Below are 20,104 nucleotides of genomic sequence, written 5' to 3' on the forward strand. Positions count from 1 at the left end.
CGATCAACGCGCTTCCCGCCGGTCGACGATCGGGACCTCGAGCTGGGTCGGACGCAGGCAGCGCTGGTCGTCGCAGACCTGGAAGGCGATCGAGATCGAACCCAGGTCGGCCGTGCTCTCCGAGGAGTCGACGTTCACGGCGCGCGTGAACTCGACGCGGTGCTCCCAGACCGTGATGCCGGGCGTGCCCGGGTACGGCGCGGAACGCGGGCGCGTCCACGCCCCGCGTGCCGAGAGCGGACCCGCGAGGTCGCCGTCGATCGAGAGCACCGTGTAGGGAGCGCTGGGCGGAACTCGGTCGTAGAGGTGCCAACCGGGAGCGAGGCGCACGCGCAGCACGAGCTGCGGGCCGTCGTCCCCGTCCACCAGACTGGCGGCGAAGCTCACCTTGTCGTTGCCGGGGTCGGGCGGCTCGATCGCACCGGGCGGCAGAGGCTCGACGAAGAAGCGGTAGCCCCCGACGTCGCTGAAGAACAAGCGCTCCTCGACCTGATCGAGCCACGCGGTCCACTCGTCGCGGGTGCCGAGGGCCTGACCCGTGTAGCGCGCCAGGAAGACCAGTGCGCGGGCCGACTGCTCGTCGATCTCGTCGTCCGTCTCGTCCGCGTCCACGATCAGATCGATCGCGTCGTACAACGAGTCCACCTCGCGGTTCGACAGTCCGAGCGCGAGCGCGTTCGGGTCGACGTCGAAGCGGTAGTCGTCGGCGTTCCAGACCAGGTACTCGAGGTGCTCCTCGTACCACCGAGCGTGCGCATCGACGTCGGTGCCGAAGAGCTCGAAACGCTCGTCGCCATGGTAGCGCCGCAGCCGCTCCTCGGCGAAGGCCTCGAAGGACTGCTTCTTGCGCGGGACGCCCTCGAGGCGCTGCCGCTCGTCGTCGTCGAGCTCGCGCGTGGCCGCTTCGGCGCGCAGGGCCTCGAGCTCCGCGTTCTGTTCGTCGATCCACTCGTTCATCGAGTCCCAGCTGGTCCGGATCGCGCGCGAGAACGACAGCACGCCCTCGACGCCGTCCCGCGACCGCGCGACGTTGCGCACCAGCGGGCGCTGGCCGTCGAACCCGGCCGTCCAGACGACGGTGTTGACGAAGGCGTTGCGCGCGTCGGGCGTCAGACGATCGGGACGCGCGTGGAAGCCCCACAGGGTCAGATTCCCGTGGCGGCCGATCGCGACCGAGCGCGGCCCCTTCATGTTCAATCCGCCGCTGACGATCTCGGCGTCGGGCGAGTCGAGGAAGCCCTCGGGGGTGGCGACGATGCCGGGCTCGACGCGCTCGCCGTTCTCGTCGCGTCCATCCGAGAAGCCGCGCGTCTGCACGCGCCAGGTCTGCATGGTCGGGCCGAGTTCGGCGCCGCCGGGCCACGAGCGGTAGCCCTCCGGCGTCGGCGTCTCGTCGTAGGTGATCTGGACCGGCAGCGGTCCCTGGAAGATGGCGTGGTTCGCGCGCAACCCGTGCGCGGAGTGGTCGAGGCACATTCACAACCAGTCGAGCTTGCTCTCGAAGCGCTCGGCCACGATCACGCCACCGGCACCGATCAGGACCGTCGCGCGGTCGTAGTCGTCGGCCAGTTCGGGGCGGCGCGGCAGGCCGATCGAACGCTCGGTCGGTCGCACGTCCGCGTCCAGCACCACCACGTCGAAGCCGTCGGCGGCGGCGCCTGTGAAGCCCGAGTAGTCGGTGAACTCGACGGCGGCGAAGTGCTCGCCGAGCAGGGCCATGAACTGGCGCGAGCGTTCGCAGTCGGGACTGCCGGCGTAGAGGACGCGCTGGGGCAGGACTTCTCGGGGCGCGTCCTGACGGCCCGCGGGCGACGCGAGCGAGCCGGGGATCACGGCGAAGGACGCGAAGGCGATCGAGAGCAGCATGGGGAGCATGCTACTCGGGCGGGCCGAGGCCCTGTGGCGTCAGTCGGCGAGGAGCGGGGCCAGCGCGCCGATCACGGCATCGAGCGCCAGCGGATCGATCGCGACGACGACCTCGCCCGGCAGGCCCGTCGAACGCGCGAACAGGCGCTCGCCGTCGCTGGCCCCGATCGTGACGACCAGGTCCGTCCGCCCGCTCCCGTCCGGGTTGCCCGAGCGGACCGTGAAGACCGCGGTCGGGTCGTCGAGTCCGTGTTCCGGCGCCGGCGCTGCCGCCACCACGTCGACGAGCCGCAGGCGCGAGAGCTCCTGCAGCGTGCGCGTCAGCGGCGTGACGGCGATCGTGTTGGCGGCGCCAGGGTCCGCGACACCGGAGTCCGTGCGCCGCCAGATCCCGTCGTCGCCGCGCTCGAACCGGCGGCGAACGGGACCGTCCTCGGTGCGCAGCTCGACCTCGAGGGCCGCGGGGTCGAACCGCCCCGCCACGCCGTCGAAGTCGGGTGCGAGGCGACCGTCCCACCACTGCGAAGGTTCCGCCGGGAGCACGGGCAAGGTCACCGATCGGTAGACCGCTTCCTCACCGAGCCGGGCGAGGAACGAGCCGCCACCCGGCGGGCGACGGGAGATCGACTGCTCGAAGCCCACGAGCTCGACCCCGCCCGCGTCGAAGAGGCGCACGGACACGGTCTCGTCGAAGTCGAAGCCGTCGCGCGTCGAGCCCGCCTGGTCCGCGCGCGACAGATTGGCGATCTGCTCGAGCACGTTGCGTTCGACGCGACCGGCCGCGACGGCGAAGCCGAACAGGCCGTCGATGGTCCAGCGTTCGGCGGCGTCGGGCTCCGCGCGCAGCACGAGACGCTCGTCCCCGCGCGCGACTTCGATCGAACGCACGCGCGCCGTGTCGAGCCCTTCGAACACGGGACCGGATCCGAGGCGCGTCGGCCCGGGCGAGTCGAACACGACGCCGAGCGCGACGACGATGACGATGGCCACGAGGAGGGCGATGTTCACGCGGTCCTTCATCGCGCTCCTCCAGCCGCGTCGGCGTCGTGCGCGGTCGTGCGCGTCGAATCGGCGCCTTCGGGTCGGTTCGGCACCAACGTGCTGGAGCGGCGGCGCGCGAACGCCAGTGCGGCGATCAGACCCACCAGCGCGAGCGAGCCGAGCGCGGCGTAGAGCGTGTGCAGCGACCGTTCGCGCGCGGCCTCACGGCGCGCCTGTTCGGCGCGCCGCGTCATGCCGGTCGGTCCTTCGGCCTCCACCACACCGGCGGCTTCGAGCGCGCGCGCTTCGAAGTCGACCAGTCGTCGGTCCTTCGGGACGCGTGCACGGAGCGCCACCAACTCGTCGCTCTGCACCAACCAGTCGACCACGTTGTCCAGGAACGTGGCCGAGTTCTGCCCGATGATCGAAAGGCCCTCGGGTCCCGCCACGACCTCGTCGCGCGCCCAGTCCGCGTCCCCCACGACCGCCACGCGCGTCGCGACCGCGTCCTCGGTGCGCCGCGCACGCTCGGTGCCCGGCACGGGCTCGCCGGTCGCCGGATCGTCGGCCGGCGGACCGTTCGCGCCGTCGTCGAGCGCGGGGAATCGCCCTTCGAGAGTGACGACCAGATCGTGGCGCGCGGCCGGATCGCGGCTGGCGATGAGCTGGCGCGTCGTGGCCTCCACGGTCGCCGCGTCGGGCCGGATGTCGCGCTGCAGCGGAATCACCCAGGAGTTCTCGGACGACTCGGCCAACGTGCGTCGCACCACGGCGGTCGGCACGTCGCCGGACTCGAGCGGGTGTGCCCAACGCAGGAGCAGCACGCCGAGACGCGCGGTGACCGGCGACTCGGTGTCGAAGCGACTGCCCTCGGGCGGGCCGCCCGCACCTTGGACGTAGTTCCACAGGGGGTAGTCGATGGCCGTGGCGCCACCGCCGACCGAGGACCGGGTCTCGACCTTGTAGGAGGACGTTCGATCCCAGAGGACGCGCGGCGACGACGGTGCGCCCCAGGCCTCGAGCAGCGGTTCGAGTCCGGTGTCGTAGGCCTCGACGCGGCGCGCCTCGACCAGCGCGCGACTGCGGTCGGCCAGGAGCAACAGCCCCTTGCCCGAGCGCACGAACTCCTCGATCTCGAAGGCGGCGCGGGGCCCCAGGTCGCGCGGCGCGAGCACGCACAACGCGTCGAGGTCGGCGGGCACGCGCACGCCGTTCGCGAGGCCGTACACGTCGACCACTTCGAAGCGCGTCGACAGGTGCGCGCGCAAGAGCGTGAAGTCCTGGTCGGGACGGGTGCTCGGTCCGTCGTTCGACCCGTCCTCGGCGGGAACCGGGACGCGTCCGACGTACCACCCGATGCGTGCGGGACGTCCGCGGACGAGGCGCGCGATCGAGCTGGCCACGTCGTACTCGAGCGTGACCGGGTGCAGGAACGGCAGGACCTGCTCGGCTCCGCGGTAGCGCAGGACCGCCCCGAAGTAGACGTCCTGTTCGACGCGACTCGTGCCGGCCTGCTCCTGCAGCGACACCGGCCGGATGCGCAGGCGCTCGGCGCGCAGTCGGTCGGGGTACGAGCTGCTCGGGTCGGACAACACCACTCGCGCGCGCGGTCCGGCCAGGTCCTCGAACTCGTCGAACGCGTCGAGCAGGCGCCGGCGGTGCAACTGGGCGACCGCGTGCTCGGGCTCGCCGGTGATGAACAACTCGACGGACAGAAGGTCGTCGAGTTGGTCGAGCACGCGCTCGGTGGTCGCGCTCCATCCGGAGAGCCCGTCCTCGGAGAGATCGGTGCGCGCGGACAGGTGCCGGTCGGCGAAGCGCGCGAGCGCCACGAACAGGACCGCGGCGAGGAGCGCCGTGAGTGCCGCGACGCGCAGGGTCGGCGGTCCGCCCGCGGTGCGCTGCGGCGGCGTGTCCCGGTTGCGATCAACCACGGCGTCGCGCCTCCACCATGCGCCAGTTGACGAGCAGCGCCAGAGCGACGAGCGCGCCGTAGTAGACGAGATCCGCCGTGTCGAACACGCCGCGCGCCGCACTGTCGAGGAAGTGCGCCTGGGGACTGACGAGGTAGAACCACTCGGCCAGTTCGCCCGGCACGACGCGCAGGAAGAGCGCGATGCTCCACATCCCGGTCAGGAGCAGAGCGGCCACGAGGAACGCGACCAGTTGCTCGCGCGCCGCGGCCGAGACCACCAGGCCGACGGCCACGCAGCCGGCGCCGAGCAGTGCCGCGCCGAGTGCGCCGCTCGCAGCCACGCCCCAGTCGAGCGGACCGAGCGAGGCGACGACCAACGTGGCGGGCAGCGCGCCGACGACCGCCGCGGTCATCAGGAGCAGCCAGGACGCGAGGAACTTGCCGAGCACGACCTGCCAACTGGCGATCGGCCACGTCAGCAGCAACTCCTCGGTCCCGGCGCGGCGCTCTTCGGCCCACGAACCCATCGTGAACGCGGGCGCGAGCACGGCGAACAGTGGCGGTAGCCAGGCGAACAGCACCTGCAGACTGGCGACGCGTCCCTCCCACAGTCCGGGGAAACGCAGGTCGCCGATCGGATAGCCGGCGAAGAAGAACAGACCCTGCAGCGCGATCGCGAACGCGCCCGCGGCGACCCAGGCGCTGGGTGCGTCGATCGCAGCTCCGAGCTCGCGCCGCGCGACGGCCGAGACCTTGGCGACGGCGGTCATACGGGGCCTCCGGCTTCGACCGCGTCGAAACGACCGTCGCGACCGCCGGTGTGGGCGGCGAAGACCTGTTCGAGCGTCGGCGCTTCGTGGCGGAGCTCGACCAGTTCGAGTCCACGCTCGCGGACGAGGTCGAGCACGCGCGTCGCGAGGCCGTCGGGGTCGTCGGTCCGAAGGCGCAGGGCGGCGCCGTTCGTGACCGGCACGTCGCTCACGTCGAACGCGCCTTCGAGCGCGTCGAACGAACCGCGCGCGGAGCCGAGGCTCGCCGTGAAACGCACGAACAACGCGCTCGTGCGCGCCGCGGCCAACGCGTGCGGTGCACCGTCCGCGACGAGTCGTCCGCCGGAGAGGATCAGGACGCGCGGGCACAGTTCGCTGACCTCGCCCAGGACGTGCGTCGAGAGCAGCACGGTCTTGGTCCGGCCCAGTTCGCGGATCAGCTCGCGGATGCGGACGACCTCGTTGGGATCGAGTCCGGACGTGGGTTCGTCGAGCACCAGAACGTCGGGATCGGCGAGCAGCGCCTGGGCCAGTCCGACGCGCTGGCGATAGCCCTTCGACAGTTGGTCGATGCGGCGGTCCAGGTAGCCGAGAAGGTCCGCCGCCGCGACCGCGCGCGCGAGAGCCGCACGACGCTCGCTGCGACCGAGACCCTTGGCGCGGGCCGCGAAGTCCAGGAAGCGGTCGACGCGCATCGCGCGGTACAGGGGCGTGCTCTCGGGCAGGTAGCCCACGCGCGCCCGCGCCAGCGGCCCCTGTTCGGGCAGCTTCGCGCCGGCGACCTCGACCTCGCCCGCGTCGGCGACCAGGTAGCCGCACAGGACCTTCATCGTGGTCGACTTGCCGGCGCCGTTCGGGCCCAGGAAGCCGACGACCTCGCCACGCTCGATCTCGAAGCTGACGTCCTGCACGGCGCGGAAGCTGCCGTAGGACTTGGAGAGGCGGTGGACGCGGATCATCGGGGGCGGGCGGCGCGGAGGGTGTCCCTAGCCGCGCGGGGCGAGGAATCTACCGCGCGAGCCCCGGCACTTCGAGCTGCGAGTGCTGCGCCGTGGCCGTTCGACCCGCGCGCGTCCGTGCGCGGGTCGCGATCCAGCTCCGCGGTCCGTCGGGACTGCGGTCGTAGCCCTGGCTCTGCGCGGCGACGCCGCCCTCAGGCTTCCGGATCGACGTCGAAACGCTTCAGGAAGTCGTCGTTGCGCTCCACGTCGTCGAGCTTGGTCGTGAGCAGATCCATGGCCTCGGCGAAGTGCATCCGAGCCAGGACGCGGCGCAGGGTCTGGACCCGGCGCAGACGCGTGGACGAGAACAGCTTCTCCTCCTTGCGCGTGCCCGAGCGCTCCACGTCGATGGCCGGGAAGATCCGGCGATCGGCGAGCTTGCGCGACAGGACGAGCTCCATGTTGCCGGTGCCCTTGAACTCCTCGAAGATCACCTGGTCCATGCGACTGCCGGTCTCGATCAGCGCGGTGCCCAGGATCGTGAGGCTGCCGGCGGTCTCGGTGTTGCGCGCCGCTCCGAAGAACTGCTTCGGACGCTCCATCGCCTTCGCGTCGAGACCGCCGGACATGGTCTTGCCCGAGTCGCCCTTGACGTGGTTGTAGGCGCGCGCGAGGCGCGTCAACGAGTCGAGCACGACGATCACGTCCTCGCCCAGCTCGACCAGACGCATGGCGCGCTTCCACACCACTTCGGCGATGTCTACGTGGTCGCGCGGCATCTCGTCGTTCGTGCTGACGAAGACGTCGCCCTTCACCGAGCGCTTCCAGTCGGTGGCTTCCTCCGGACGCTCGTCCACGAGCAGCACCATCAGTCGCACGTCCGGGTAGTGGTCCTCGATGGCCTTCGCGAAGGTCTTCATGAGGACCGTCTTGCCGGAACGCGGCGGCGCCACGATCAGGCCGCGCTGACCTCGACCGACCGGACAGATCAAGTCGATCACGCGCATCGTCGTGTCGTTCGTGAGGTCCCCCACCTCGTACTGGAAGTCGGGGTCGATCGACGTGAGCTTCTTGAACTCGGGCACCTTGCGGCGCTTCGCAGGCTCCTCACCGTCGACTTCGAGCAGCTCGGTGATGTCCCACTTGTGCTTGCCCATGCCTTTGCCGTAGCGGCACTTGATGAGCATGCCCTCGCGCAGGTCGTGCTTGGTGATCCACTTGGGACCCACGTGCACGTCGTTGGTGCGATCGGCGAGCCAGTGGCGTTCGGCGATGCGCAGCTTTCCGTGTCCACCCTTGTCGGTGATCAGGATGCCTTCGAGTTCGCCGCCGCGCGTATCGACCTCGCGCTGCTTGCCGCCGCCCTGACCCTTCGGGACGAAGGCCTTCTTCGGCGGGGCGCCCTGCTTGAACGATCCCTTCTGGCCCTGACCTTGGACGTGGGCCTTCTTCGGACCGGCGTTCTTGTACTGCCCCTTGCCGCCGCGTCGTCCGGTCTTCTGGTAGCCACCGCCGTCGTTCTGGCCACGTTCGGCATCGCCGTCGCGCGAGGCACCCCGTTCGGCACCGTCGGTCGCGGGTGCTCCACCGTCGCCACCACCGCCCTGGGAGCGGCGGCGACGTCGCCTCGAGCGCGGTCCCGTCCAACCGTCGTCGCCCTCGGAGCGCGCGCTCTCGCCCAGCTCCGATCGGTCGTCGGAGACCTTCGACTTCGACCCTTTGGGCGCCTGACCGTTCGAACCGGACCCCTTCGGCGCGGCGCCCGAGGAGGCGGAATCGCCGCTCTCCTCGGGACCGTCGCCCTCGTCGTCCCCGGGGCGGCGGCGGCGGCGTCCACCGCGGCGCCCTCCCCCGCGACGCTTGGCCGGCTTGCGCCAGTCCTTGGACGAGGGATCGGAGTCGCCGCCGCCCGACGCAGCGGGAGCGGGCGCGTCGGAGGCCCCGGCCGCGCCCTGGGAGCGACGCCGGGTGGACGACTTGGACGAGGGGGCGATGGCTCCGAACGGAGCCGTGTCGGTGCCCGATTGGCTGTTGGGTCGATCAGCTTCCACGCGTTCTTTCCCACGGGCTCTTGGCGCGTGGCGGTGCGGGAGAGGTTGGGGTCGTGGGTGCGCCGTGGCACCCGTGGACGCAGCGGCTCCGACCAGGTCCTCGCACCGGACTTCCGGGCGGGGACGGGACGAAGCGGCGTGCTGCGCCGACCGCGAGAGAGGGTGGAGCGCCGCCCACCGAGCGCGAGGCGCAGCGGGTCCGGCCGTTCGAGACGGCGAACGGTCCGCAGCCCTGCGGGCCGGGAACGCGTTCCTCCAGCTGTCCCGATCCACCGCAACGGCGGACGACGGGACGGTGTTCGTTCTGGGTGTGGAGCGCGCGGAGGCGGGTTCCACACCGTTCGGTGGCGAGGCGAGGGTGCGCAGCGCGCAACGGTGCGCGGCGATCGCCGTGCGTCGAACGCCTGCGGGCCGATCACGTTGGAACGCCGTCGACCGCGGCCGCGCGGATGGCCGTTCGGGGATCGCCGTTCGCCGTTCGAGGGTCGCCGTGACGTGCGCCTCGACGTCGTGGACGCCGGTCGCAGCGGAAGTGGATCGCTCGCTCTGGAACCGAGCAGCGAATCGACGATCGCGGCTGGCCGGTCGGGTCGTGGCTGGCCCGTCGAGGGGGTCACGCGCCCGGCCCGAGTCCACGGTCCTTTCGCAGCTTGCCTCCGGTGGAGGCACCCCCTCTTCGAGGCGGTCGGTCCGGTCGCGAACGTCCTGGCTTCCAGGCCGTTCCGAGCGGTCGCCGTCGGTCGGAGTGCGGCGCGCGCGCTCCGGGTCGGAAGGCCCGTCGGCGACGTGCCCTCCACTGTTCGAATGGTACCCCATCGGCCCCCGAGACGGGTCCGCGGAGCGCCCTGCCGGGCCCGATCCCGGGGGTGGGTCGCGCCCCGGTGTGGGTCGGCGGGCCCTTTGGGCTCGGGAGAGTGGGCGTCCGAGCGTCCGCCGTCGCTGTGGTCGGTCCGTGCGCTTCGGGTTCTGGGCCGGTCGGGATCAGGCCGGTCGGGATCAGGCCGGCCGGGATCAGGCCGGCCGGGATCAAGACCTGGGCCGCCGCAGCGGAGCTTCGGAACGTCGGCCCGGCCGAAGCACCCGATCGAGCTGGCATCCGATCGGCTGGGGCCGGCGGCGACCGAACGGCCGCTCGGCGCTCCACCGATGAAGTGATCGGCGAAGTCATCGCCGCCCGCGCCGGTGCCGTCACCGACGCATCCACCACCGATTCAGAGGTCTCGTCCGGCCGGAGCCGGTCGATGGTCGGGGCGAGAGGATTCGAACCTCCGACCTCTGCGTCCCGAACGCAGCGCTCTACCAAGCTGAGCCACGCCCCGACAAGCGGACGAAGGTACCAACGGTCTCGGCGCGGTCAAGCACGACCACCCCGGGATGTGCAGGAACATGGGCCCTCGGGTCCGATCGGTGATCGGTTCGAAGGGCCCAGGTCCTCAGCCCGCCCTCGGCGGCTCGGCCAGACGGGGGCGCATGGCGCTCGCGGCGGGCGTGACGTCCGAACGGTCGACGGTGATCCGGCCGCCCGACTCGAGCAGCAGGGTCACGGTCTCGGAGTCCTGTCGGACCACTTCACCGCTCAGCCAGCCTCCGGGCGCACGCACGCGAACGCGCTCGCCGGTGGTGTGGGCCACCAGGGTCTCGAACGAGCTCGCGCCGGCATCCATCAACCGTTCGATCGGTCCGACCTGTTCGGCGTGGAGCGTGATCTCGCCCGCGCCGGTCTCGATCACCACGCGACCGCCGCCGAGGCCGACGAGGCGACCGTCGAAGAACTCGTCGCTGCGCGTGTGGACGCGCGCTCCGCCGAAGAGCGGCGTCTGCAGGTAGGACGCGTTCTGCACGCCACCGGGCGGCAGTCCGGGCTCGAGCCACAGGTGACCGTAGGTGCTCGCGTCGGCCATCTGCAGGTTGGGCAGCGGAGCCGGCAGGACGACCTGGTCCCCCACCGGCAGGTAGCCCTCGCGACGCTGGGTCTCGCCGTCGCCGCCGAACAGCGCGGCCGTGAACGACTCCGTGCCTTCAACGCCTTCCGGTCCGAGCGGTTCACTGGCCGTGCTCGAGTACGTCCCGAACAGGTTCTGGATCCCGGCGACCATGCTGCGCGGTTCGCGGGGCTCGCGCGGCTCGCGGGTGGCGGGCGCGCCGTCGGTCGTGCGAGCGTTCGAGTCCTTCGCGTCCGTTCCGCCGTTCGGGGCCTTGCGCGCGCTGCGTCCGTTCGACGTGCCGGCTTCGGTACGGGCGATCTCTTCGCCGCCGTTCGTTTCGGGCCCGACTTCGTCACCGCCGAGCGAGAACATCAGGAACGCGACCAGCGCGCCGGCGCCGGCTGCGAGCGCGACGGCGCGACGGCGGTCCGGAGCGAATGCGACTTCCTCGATGGGTTCTTCGCCGTTGAGTCGCGCCTCCCAGGTCTCGCCCAGTTCGCTGAACTCCTCCACGTCGCCGGGCTCGCCCAGCTCGCCGTAGACGGCGACGTCGCCCTCGTCGTCCATGCCCTGCGGCAGCTGCGGACCGAGGTCGTCCTCGTCGTCGATCTGGAAGACGAGCACCTCGTCCATCTCGGGCTCGTGCGAGGCTTCGACGTCCGGGACTTCGAACGCGAGCACCGGGGCCACCTCGGGCTCGACCGGCTCGTCCGGGATCTCGAACGCCTGCTCGATCTCCTCCTCCTCCTCGCCGACGTAGGTCTCGCCGCGGTCGCTCGCGCCCGTCGAGGCGTAGATGTCGTGGTCCTCGGAGCCTCCTCCGACGGGGACGTTCGCGTCGGACGCGCTCTTCTGCGGCGCACGCTCCGGTGCGTCGTCCTCGCCGCTGAGTCGCAGCTCGAAACGCGGGGTCTCGTCGGAGGGGTTCTCGTGGTCGCCTTTGGATTCCTGCATGGCCTGGTGCGGTTCGCACCCGTCGCACGACCCGCGGGGTCGGAGCGCACGAGGAGGATGCGCCCCAGTCTTCGGTCGCCGGCCGGGGGCGACCGAACCCCACTTGCCCGGAATCGAGGGCGGATCGGAGCGGTCGGGGGCGGCGCGAACCGGGCCCTGGCCCCCTCGCGACCCGCGATCGGGCGCCTCGGTCCCGCTCGCCTCAGCGCCCGCGCAGGACCCGGAACGCGCCCTGGCGCATCGTGACCCCGGTGGCGTCGAGGTGCTCGAGCAGCGGGATCAGCCACTTGCGCGTGGTGTCGAGCTTCTCGCGCAGCTCGGGAATCACGAGCTGGCCGTTGCGGGTGCAGTTCTCGACCACGGCGTCGCGCGCGGCGTCGAAGGCCTCCTTCGCCACGTACACGTCCGCGGCCACCCGCACGGCGCGACCTTGATCGCAGAGCCGATCGAGCAGCGCGCGCGCCCCTTTCTCCCCGCCCAGACCTTCACCGAGTTCGGCCGGCGTGGGCGGTCGCAGCCCGGCTTCGAGCAGTTGGGCGTGCAGACCGTCGGCGACCGGATCGGACTCGACGGCGCGACCCGCGATGGCCAGTTCGCCTCCGGGCAGCAGTTCGTAGCTGCCGCGCTCGGCGGCGATCTCGGTCAGGAAGGAGAAGACGTCGGCCTCGAGCCCGGCCGCTCGACGGATCTCGAGCAACGGCGCCTTCAAGCGCTGCGGGTGGTCGGCGAACCAACGGGTGACCGCGCCCTCGATCGTGGCCAGTCCGCTCTCGACCGTGTCCGCGTGCAACCAGCTCGCGCCGCCGCGACCGGCGCGCACCGCGAGCTTGCGTTCGGCGAGACGTGCGAGCAGGTCCTGCGTCTCCGCGCGATCGCGCTTGATGGCGGCCGCTGCCTTCTCGACCGACGTGGTCTCGAGGTGCTGACGCAGGAGGAAGGTGGCGAGCAGATCCTCCTCGCGGTCGAGACTCGACTCCGTGGCGCTCAGTTCGTCGAGGACGAACGACTTGAAGGCCTTCAGCCGGTGCCGGCTCTCCTCGAGGATCTGCCCGCCGCCGAGCGTGAACTCGGGGCTGAGCAAGCGCGCGACGAAGCGGTCGCCAGGTGCCACGACCACCGGATCGTCCAGACGGATCTGACACAGGGCCGAACCGCCCGGCGCCAGTTCGGCCGCGTCCAGAAGGACGATCTCGCCGGTCGGATCGGCCGTCCCCGTGTGCAGCCTGATGCGCGAGCGGTCGCGCAGGGGTCGCGGCAGATCGGCCAAGAGGTCGATGCGCGCGGCGACCATCGAAGCGGCGACGAAGTACCCCGGCGTCGCGATCACGTGTCCGCGGGCCACGTCGTCGCGCGACAGATCGGTGAGGTTGAGCGCGCTCGAGTGGCCCGCGCGCGCTTCGCCGTGCTCGCGGCCGTAGGCGTGGACCGCGCGCACCTTGCAGCGCTTGCCGCCGGGCTGGACCTCGAGCACGTCGCCGACCCGCGCCGATCCGGCCACCGGAATCCCGGTGCAGACGGTGCCGAACCCCTGCTTGCTGAAGACGCGCTGGACGGGCATGCGGAAGATGCCGTCGGCGCGGCGGGTCGCGGTCTCCGCCGCCAGTTCGCACAGGGCGGCGCGCAGCTCGTCGAGCCCCGTGCCCTTGACGCCCGAGACGGGGTAGATCGGCGCCGTCTCGAGGAAGGTGCCGGCGAGGAGTTCGCGCACGTCCGCCTCGGCCAGCTCGACCAACTCAGGATCGACGGCGTCGATCTTGGTCAGGGCCACGAGGCCGCGCTGGATCCCGAGCAGCTGCATGATCGCCAGGTGCTCGCGGGTCTGCGGCATCACGCCGTCGTCGGCCGCCACCACCAGGACGACCAGGTCGATGCCAGTGGCGCCCGCGACCATGTTGCGGATGAAGCGCTCGTGACCGGGGACGTCGACGATACCCACGCGCCGCCCGTCCGGGAGCTCGAAGTTCGCGAAGCCCAGGTCGATCGTGAGCCCGCGCTCCTTCTCCTCCTTGAGCCGATCGGGATCGATCCCGGTGAGGGCGCGGACCAGGGTGCTCTTGCCGTGGTCGATGTGGCCGGCGGTGCCGACCACGACGGGCTGGATCTCCATGGCGGGGAGTGTAGCGGGGTGTGAGCGACGGACCGCGGACCAGAGCCGTTCGCGCGGTCGGGCCGCAGATGCTCGGAGCCGTTCGTCGTTCTCGCCTCGCTAGACTCCGCGGGTGGAATCGCCGCACGACCGACCGCCGCCGCTGCCCCAGGGCGTGAAGCCCGACTGGCGCTTCGCCCCGCTGCGGCCGTGGCTCGAACGCACCTACGGCCGGCCGCTGCACCGGGTCGCGCTCGATGCCGGCTCGACCTGTCCGAACCGCGACGGGTCGAAGGGCTATGGCGGCTGCGTCTACTGCGACGTCGAGGGCAGCGGCACCGGTGCGCTGCGTTCGGGGAGCGACATCGGCGCCCAGCTCGAGGCCGGCATCGCGCGCGTGGCCCGGCGCGACCCCGGCGACTTCGGCGTCATCGCCTACTTCCAGAGCTATTCGAACACCTACGTGGCGCCCGAGCGGCTCGACGAGGTACTCGGTGTGCTCGAAGCACGGCTCACCGACCCGATCGACGTGGTCGCGATCTCGACGCGACCCGACACGCTGCCGGAATGGGCCCTCGCGCGGCTGGCGCGGCTGGCCGAGCGGGTGCCGGTCTGGCTCGAGCTGGGGCTCGAGTGCGCCGACGACGCCGTGCTCGATCGCATCCAGCGCCTGCACACCGTGGCCGAGTTCGAGGACGCGGTCGCGCGCGCCCGAGCCGCTGGACTGCTGGTCGTCGGGCACGCGATCCTCGGCCTTCCCGGCGACGGACGCGACGGGGCACGGCGGACCGCCGAAGTGCTCGCGCGCAGCGGCTGCGAAGGCGTCAAGGTCCACCACCTGATGGTGCTGCGCCGCACGATCCTCGAACGCTGGTGGAAGGACGGTCAGGTCGAGCTGCTCGAGCCGGACACGTACGTCGATTGGCTGGCGGACTTCGTCGAGCGCCTCGGCCCGGACCAGGTCCTGCACCGTCTGACCGGTGACGCGCCCCCCACCGAACAGCTCGCTCCGCGCTGGACCGTGCACAAGAGTGCGATCCGCGAGCGGCTGATGCGCGAACTCGAGCGGCGCGGCACGCGGCAGGGGTCGTTGGCGCCGGCCTGAACGGGCGGGCGCGCTCGAGAACGCTCCCTGGACGCGAGAACGGGCGCCGTGGCGCCCGTTCTCGTGTGCTGGTCGCGGCTCGGCGACCGCATGTTCACGTGGACCGTCGGACCGAGGACCGCCGGGCCGACTGGCCGGGTCGCCCGATCCCAGTCCCACATGAACCCAGTCCCACATGAACTCAGTCCCACATGAACAGGATCCGCTGGCAGTTGGGGCACTGCACGAGGTCCTTGCTCCGCATGAGCCGCACGTAGATGTTCGTCGGGACCTGGATGTAGCACCCCTGACAGGTCTTCTCCTCCAACGCCGCGAGCGCCATCCCGTCGCGGGCCTCGAGCAGCTTCTCGTAGGTGTCGCGCACGTCGGCCGGGACCGAGTTGCCCATCCGCTCCTCGCGCGCCTTCACCATCTCCGCCTCCTTGGCGGACGCAGCGGCGATCTCCTTCTCGACGTTCGCCGCGTACTCCGCGTAGTCGGCCTCGTCGGCGGCGATGCCCTCGCGCAGCTGGTTGCGATCGATCTCGAGCGACTCGCGGTGCTCGGTCGAGCGCAGGATCTCGTCCTCGTTGTCGGAGATCTCGCGGCGCAGGTTGCGCTGCTCGTGGCTGTACGCGGCCAAGAGCGCCTGGTCGTGCGTCTTCCCGGACTCGGTCTCGATCTTCATGATCCGCTGGCGGTTCGAGCGGGCCACGTCCTCGACCTCCTTCTCCTGCATCGACAGCTTGAGGATCTCGGCGTCGAGCTCCTTGACGCGTTGGATCCGTGCGTCGATCTCGGCGCGGCGCTGGTCGCGCTCCTCGGGGAGGCGGGCCAGTTCGCGTCGGATGCGGAAGAGGTCTTCGTCGGTCTCCTGGAGATCGACGAGCACGCGTAGGACGTCACGCATGGAAGGAAGCGACAGCGAAGTGCCGGGATGGGTCAGGGGGGTGCCGACCTGCGTCGGCGGCGGACCGGCTCGACCGCGACGGGGTCGATTCGGAACCTGGAAGGCGGAGTGCGGTCCGGCAGTGTAGCCCTGCGCGCCACCGCGAACCAAGGAGCCGCATCGACGAAGCGGCACGGATCGGCTGGCCAGCGGTCGAAGACTCGAAGCTCCTGGCGAACGCCCCGGGGGGCGGAGGAGCCGGAGCTCCCCCGCCCCCCGGGCGGAGATCGTCGCCGAGGTGGCGACGATCGCGTGCTGGGGTCCGCCGCTCGGGACCGCACGCGTCGGTCGAGCGCTACTCGATCGCGCCCTCGAGCCCCTCGGCCTCGTCGTAGACGATGCCGTCCAGGAAGCTGGCGAGCTGACGGGCACGGACCGGATGGCGCAACTTGCGCACCGCCTTGGCCTCGATCTGCCGCACGCGCTCGCGCGTCACGCGGAAGATGCGACCGACCTCTTCGAGGGTGTAGGTGTAGCCGTCGCCGATGCCGTAGCGCAGCTTGATGATCTCCCGCTCGCGGAAGGTCAGCGTGCCGAGCACGTCGTTGATGCGCTCCTTGAGCATCTCGTGACCGGCGGCCTGCACCGGGCTCTCGGCCGACTCGTCCTCGATGAAGTCCCCGAAGTAGCTGTCCTCGCTGTCGCCGATCGGGCGGTCGAGGGAGATCGGGTGCTTGCTGATCTTCATCACCCGCTTGGCCTCCTCCACCGTGATCTCGGCGGCCTCGGCGATCTCCTCGACCGAGGGCTGGCGGCCCTTGCTCTGGATGAGCTTCTTCGTGATGTTCCGCAGCTTGCTCATCGTCTCGATCATGTGGACCGGGATGCGGATGGTCCGCGCCTGGTCGGCGATCGAGCGCGTGATGGCCTGGCGGATCCACCAGGTCGCGTAGGTCGAGAACTTGTAGCCGCGGCGGTACTCGTACTTCTCCACCGCCTTCATCAGGCCGGTGTTGCCCTCTTGGATGAGGTCGAGGAACGAGAGTCCGCGGTTGCGGTACTTCTTCGCGATCGAGACCACGAGGCGCAGGTTGCCCGAGCTGAGCTGGCGCTTCGCCTCCTCGTACTCCTCGTAGTACAGCTTGACCCTCTCGATCCGGCGCTTGAGCTTGTCGACGGGCTCGAGGGCCTCGAGCTCGAGATTCGCGAGCTGGGTCTCGAGCTCCGTGCGCTCGCCGTCGGTCCGGCCGGCCGCGCGCATGGCGGCGAGCTTGCGCTCGACGGACCGCATCTCGCGGTAGTGCTCCTCGAGCACCTCGACGTAGGGGCGCACCTTCTTGATCTGCAGGTGGCACTCCTCGATCAGGATGACGAGCTTGCGGCGCACGTTCTGCAGGTTCTCGAGGTGGACCGAGCGCTCGGCCGGGTCGAGATCCCGCTTCAGGAGCGGCGCGTAGGCCTCGCGCACGCGCTCCATCAGCCGCTGGATCGTCGCCAGGTTCACCGGCAGACGCTGCTGCAGGAACGGCTTGCCGAGCGTCTCGACGATCTTGGGATCGTCGTCCGGCTTCGGGTTCGGGTTGACCTTCAGCGTGCGGTCGAACGCCAGTTCACCGCGCGCGACCGCTTCGAGAGTCACGAGCGACTCGTCCATGCACAGGCCCGAGCCCATGCACGTCTTGCGGAAGCGCTTGCGCGTGATCTCGATCGACTTGGCGAGGAAGATCTCCTGCGGCCGCGTCAGCAGAGGGATCTCGCCCATCTGGGTGAGATACATCCGCACGGGGTCGTCGATCTTCTCCGGCGTGACGACGCGCTCGGGCGTGGACTCGACGGCCTCCTTGAGGGTCGTGGACTTCTTCGCACTGTCCTCGTCGTCCGCTCCGCCGATACCAGGACGGTCGGCGTCGGCCTCGTCGATGACCTCGATGTGCTGATCCTCGAGCATCATGAACAACTGGTCCATCCGGTCCGGCGGGATGAACTGGTCGTCCAGGAGCTTGTTGATCTCTTGGTAGGTGAGGTAACCGCGACGGTTGCCCTCTTCGACGAGGAGTTTGGCGATGTCCTCGATGCGCTCTGCTGCCATGGTGTCTTTCCGGCCCGGTGCTAAGGGTGTGTGGACGCACGGCCACCGACCGTTCGGTCGAGGCCGTACGCCCTGTTCGCCGCTTCGAGTCGAGCCGCGTCGGGGTCGTCGCCCCGGGCCGCAGCTGCCAACATCTCGGCGGTGGTTCTGGTTCGTTCGATCGCGTCGAGTGCGCTGGCGGCGCCGCGGGCCATCGCCCGTACGTCGTCCGCCTGGCGTGCCGTGTTCTCGATCCGCAATGCGATGGACGTCAGTTCTTCGACGTCCGCGTCCGTGATTCGTTCCGTGAACGCGCGGCCGGCTGTACCCGCCTCCTGGGAACCCGTCTCCCAGGGAGCGGCGCCGTCGTCGTCCTCGGCCGGGTGCGCGAGGGCCGCGAGCGCACTGGCGAGGCGGGAGGCGTTGACGGGGAAGCTCGTCACCTGATCGGCCCGAGCCGCGCCGCGCTCGTGCTGCAACTCGTCCTCCTCGTACACGTCGCACATGATTTCCAGCAGGCGCGCGAGTCCTTCGTGCTCGGGGCCGCGGCCTTCGCGGGCGGACTCGAGGCGATCGCGGTGGACGACGAGGAGCGCGTTGTCCACGAGACAGGCACCGATCAACTCGGCCCAGGCCCGCAGCTCGCGACGGTGATCGCGCGAGCGCACCGCCGGACGGACCGCCGGCGCGCCGGGTGAGGCCGGCGCCGCGTGGGGCTGGCGGGGCGCGGGATCCATCTGCTCGCGTCCGGGGATCGGTCCGCGACCCTGGGCGTCGGCGCGCGCGGCGAGCGGACGGGCGGCCGCCGAGGAGCGGCGCGCGGAGCCGAGCACCTCTTCGAACCGCGCCTCGATCGAGCTCTGGGACAGGCCGGTGCCGTCGGCCAACTCGCGCACGCGGGCCTCGCGCTCGACCGGGTTCGGCAGGACGGCGACGACCTCGAGAGCCGCATCGACCGCGTCCGCCAGTTCCTTCGGGCCCAGGCCCACGAGACCGCTCTGCAGGAAGGCGAACCAGTCGACGGCCTGCTCGAGCAGCGCGACGAAACGTCCGCCGCGTTCGCCCGACGCGGGATCGACCGAGACGAGCAGATCGCAGGGATCGGAGCCCTCGGGCAGCGCCACCACGTCGACCGTGTCGAACTCGCCGCGCGACAGACTGCCCCGCAGGGCCTTCAGCGCGGCGGCGCGACCGGCTCGGTCCCCGTCGAAGACGAGCGTCAGACGCTGGGCGCCGGTGCGTCGCAGGATCCGCGCGTGGTCCTCGGTGGTCGCGGTCCCGAGCACCGCGACGGCTTGACGCAGCCCCGCCTGGTGGGCGGCCATCACGTCGGTGTAGCCCTCCATCACCACGATGTGGCGCAGGCGACGCGCCGCCTCGGCGGCCAGATCCAGCCCGAAGACCGTGCGTCCCTTGTGGAACAGCGGGGTCTCGGCGGTGTTGATGTACTTGGGCCCGTCGGTGCCGGGCAGGACGCGTCCACCGAAGCCGATGGTGCGTCCGCGGCCGTCGCGGATCGGAACGATCAGGCGCCCGCGGAAGAAGTCGAACGGCGACTTCGAGCGACCGGAACCGTCGTCGTCGGGGCGCTTCACCAGTCCGGCCTCGACCAGGGCGTCGAGTTCGAATCCGGCGGCGCGCGCGGCACCGACCAGGGCGCGGCCGTCCGCCGGAGCCCAGCCGATCCCGAAGGCGTCCTGGACCTCGCGACCGAGTCCGCGCTCGTCCATGTAGCGTCGCGCCGCTTCACCCTGGGGACCGCGGTAGGAGCGTTCGAACAGTTTCGCCGCCCGCTCGAGCGCCTCGACCAGCCGCGCCTCGCTCCCGTCCTTCGGTCCGCGCGAGCGCTTCTTGGGCACTTCGAGGCCGACCGACGTGGCCAACTCCTCGACCGCTTCCATGAACTCGACGCCGTCGAACCGCTGGAGGAAGACGAAGACGTCGCCGCTCGCGCCGCAGCCGAAGCAGTGGAAGAACTGCTTGTCGGGCACCACGTGGAACGACGGCGTCCGCTCCTCGTGGAACGGACAGCACCCCTTCCACTCGGCGCCCGCCCGCTTGAGTCCCGGGACACGAGCCGAGACCACGTCTTCGATCGAGACGGTCAGCTTCAAGGTGTCGAGGAACTGGCGGAAGGAGGCGTCGGACACGGGGAGGGTGCTGTGGGGCGGTGCGGGGGCGGAGGGACGGGGCGCGGCCGCGGCGTGCGGCGTGGCGCGCAGGAACGGGCGCTGGCGGATCGGGTGGCGTGGGGAGCGGGCTCGAACGGACTCCGGGGAGGCGAGGGCCGGCGGAGATCCGGGTCGAGGCTCGAACGGGGTCGGGAACGGCGTCGCCGGTGGGTGGCGCGATTCGGTCGCGCACTTCGGTGGCGATGGGCGCGACCGGTGACGACGTTCCGGTGGTTCGGCGAGTGCAGGACGCCCGTGGCTGGCGGCGGAGGTGTGCTGGGAGCTCGAAGCGTGCGGCCGGGTGCAGGGCGACCGGGATGCGGAGCGCTACGAGGCGGGAGATGACGACGTCGACACGGCCGCACCGGTTTTCGGCGAACGGGTTGCGGCGAACAGCTTGCGG

At 71.1% G+C, this 20,104-nt stretch carries 13 protein-coding genes and 1 tRNA gene; 1 reads left to right on the forward strand and 13 read right to left on the reverse strand.

Going from position 1 to position 20,104, the window contains the following annotated elements; genetic code table 11:
* Positions 1-3 precede the first annotated feature (3 nt).
* The 10 genes from Pla163_RS12175 to selB all read right to left on the reverse strand — a co-directional run bounded on the left by Pla163_RS12175 (position 4) and on the right by selB (position 13,510).
* On the reverse strand, positions 4-1,476 hold the full coding sequence (locus Pla163_RS12175; protein WP_145188579.1) for a protein-disulfide reductase DsbD domain-containing protein: 1,473 nt from the start codon (positions 1,474-1,476) through the stop codon (positions 4-6).
* The gene (locus Pla163_RS12180) at positions 1,477-1,866 is read right to left on the reverse strand and encodes a hypothetical protein (protein WP_145188582.1); all 390 of its coding nucleotides are present in this window, start codon (positions 1,864-1,866) and stop codon (positions 1,477-1,479) included.
* Between the two features lie 39 nt (positions 1,867-1,905).
* On the reverse strand, positions 1,906-2,874 hold the full coding sequence (locus Pla163_RS12185; RefSeq protein ID WP_145188585.1) for a hypothetical protein: 969 nt from the start codon (positions 2,872-2,874) through the stop codon (positions 1,906-1,908).
* Between the two features lie 8 nt (positions 2,875-2,882).
* Positions 2,883-4,781, reverse strand: coding sequence for a GldG family protein (locus Pla163_RS12190; RefSeq protein WP_419185876.1), 1,899 nt, complete (start codon positions 4,779-4,781; stop codon positions 2,883-2,885).
* Positions 4,774-5,532: an ABC transporter permease gene (locus Pla163_RS12195; RefSeq protein WP_145188591.1), complete on the reverse strand. Its 759-nt coding sequence runs from the start codon at positions 5,530-5,532 to the stop codon at positions 4,774-4,776. Before Pla163_RS12195 ends, Pla163_RS12190 begins: the two co-directional genes overlap by 8 nt.
* Complete coding sequence (locus Pla163_RS12200; RefSeq protein WP_145188593.1) at positions 5,529-6,491, reverse strand: ABC transporter ATP-binding protein; 963 nt, start codon at positions 6,489-6,491, stop codon at positions 5,529-5,531. The genes Pla163_RS12195 and Pla163_RS12200 overlap by 4 nt, the downstream gene beginning before the upstream one ends.
* Before the next feature lie 194 nt (positions 6,492-6,685).
* Entirely contained in the window at positions 6,686-8,524 is a 1,839-nt protein-coding gene (rho, locus tag Pla163_RS12205; protein ID WP_419185877.1) for a transcription termination factor Rho, read from the reverse strand.
* Positions 8,525-9,766: 1,242 nt separating this feature from the next.
* Positions 9,767-9,843, reverse strand: a tRNA-Pro gene (locus Pla163_RS12210).
* 114 nt (positions 9,844-9,957) lie between these two features.
* Complete coding sequence (locus Pla163_RS12215) at positions 9,958-11,403, reverse strand: hypothetical protein (RefSeq protein ID WP_145188600.1); 1,446 nt, start codon at positions 11,401-11,403, stop codon at positions 9,958-9,960.
* Positions 11,404-11,605: 202 nt separating this feature from the next.
* Positions 11,606-13,510, reverse strand: a complete 1,905-nt coding sequence (gene selB, locus Pla163_RS12220) for a selenocysteine-specific translation elongation factor (RefSeq protein ID WP_145188602.1) — start codon at positions 13,508-13,510, stop codon at positions 11,606-11,608.
* Between the two features lie 112 nt (positions 13,511-13,622).
* On the opposite strand from selB, the gene mnmL reads away from it, so the two are divergent.
* Positions 13,623-14,594, forward strand: coding sequence for a tRNA modification radical SAM protein MnmL/YtqA (gene mnmL / locus Pla163_RS12225; protein WP_145188605.1), 972 nt, complete (start codon positions 13,623-13,625; stop codon positions 14,592-14,594).
* A 181-nt stretch (positions 14,595-14,775) separates the two neighbouring features.
* Here the strand turns inward: mnmL and Pla163_RS12230 are convergent, their stop codons facing one another.
* From Pla163_RS12230 to dnaG, 3 genes are all read right to left on the reverse strand, one after another.
* Positions 14,776-15,483: a zinc ribbon domain-containing protein gene (locus Pla163_RS12230; RefSeq protein ID WP_145188608.1), complete on the reverse strand. Its 708-nt coding sequence runs from the start codon at positions 15,481-15,483 to the stop codon at positions 14,776-14,778.
* Between the two features lie 334 nt (positions 15,484-15,817).
* Entirely contained in the window at positions 15,818-17,551 is a 1,734-nt protein-coding gene (rpoD, locus tag Pla163_RS12235; RefSeq protein ID WP_145188611.1) for an RNA polymerase sigma factor RpoD, read from the reverse strand.
* 20 nt (positions 17,552-17,571) lie between these two features.
* Entirely contained in the window at positions 17,572-19,680 is a 2,109-nt protein-coding gene (gene dnaG, locus Pla163_RS12240) for a DNA primase (RefSeq protein WP_145188613.1), read from the reverse strand.
* Positions 19,681-20,104 lie beyond the last annotated feature (424 nt).

Source organism: Rohdeia mirabilis, assembly GCA_007750655.1.
In the GTDB taxonomy this organism is placed as follows: Bacteria; Planctomycetota; UBA1135; order UBA1135.

Bases quoted from the DNA above. Each gene is read 5' to 3' on its own strand.
- selB (WP_145188602.1), bottom strand. From the start codon at position 13,510: ATGGAGATCCAGCCCGTCGTGGTCGGCACCGCCGGCCACATCGACCAC.
- Pla163_RS12195 (WP_145188591.1), bottom strand. From the start codon at position 5,532: ATGACCGCCGTCGCCAAGGTCTCGGCCGTCGCGCGGCGCGAGCTCGGA.
- Pla163_RS12180 (WP_145188582.1), bottom strand. From the start codon at position 1,866: ATGCTGCTCTCGATCGCCTTCGCGTCCTTCGCCGTGATCCCCGGCTCG.
- Pla163_RS12200 (WP_145188593.1), bottom strand. From the start codon at position 6,491: ATGATCCGCGTCCACCGCCTCTCCAAGTCCTACGGCAGCTTCCGCGCC.
- Pla163_RS12230 (WP_145188608.1), bottom strand. From the start codon at position 15,483: ATGCGTGACGTCCTACGCGTGCTCGTCGATCTCCAGGAGACCGACGAA.
- Pla163_RS12175 (WP_145188579.1), bottom strand. From the start codon at position 1,476: ATGTGCCTCGACCACTCCGCGCACGGGTTGCGCGCGAACCACGCCATC.
- Pla163_RS12215 (WP_145188600.1), bottom strand. From the start codon at position 11,403: ATGCAGGAATCCAAAGGCGACCACGAGAACCCCTCCGACGAGACCCCG.
- rpoD (WP_145188611.1), bottom strand. From the start codon at position 17,551: ATGGCAGCAGAGCGCATCGAGGACATCGCCAAACTCCTCGTCGAAGAG.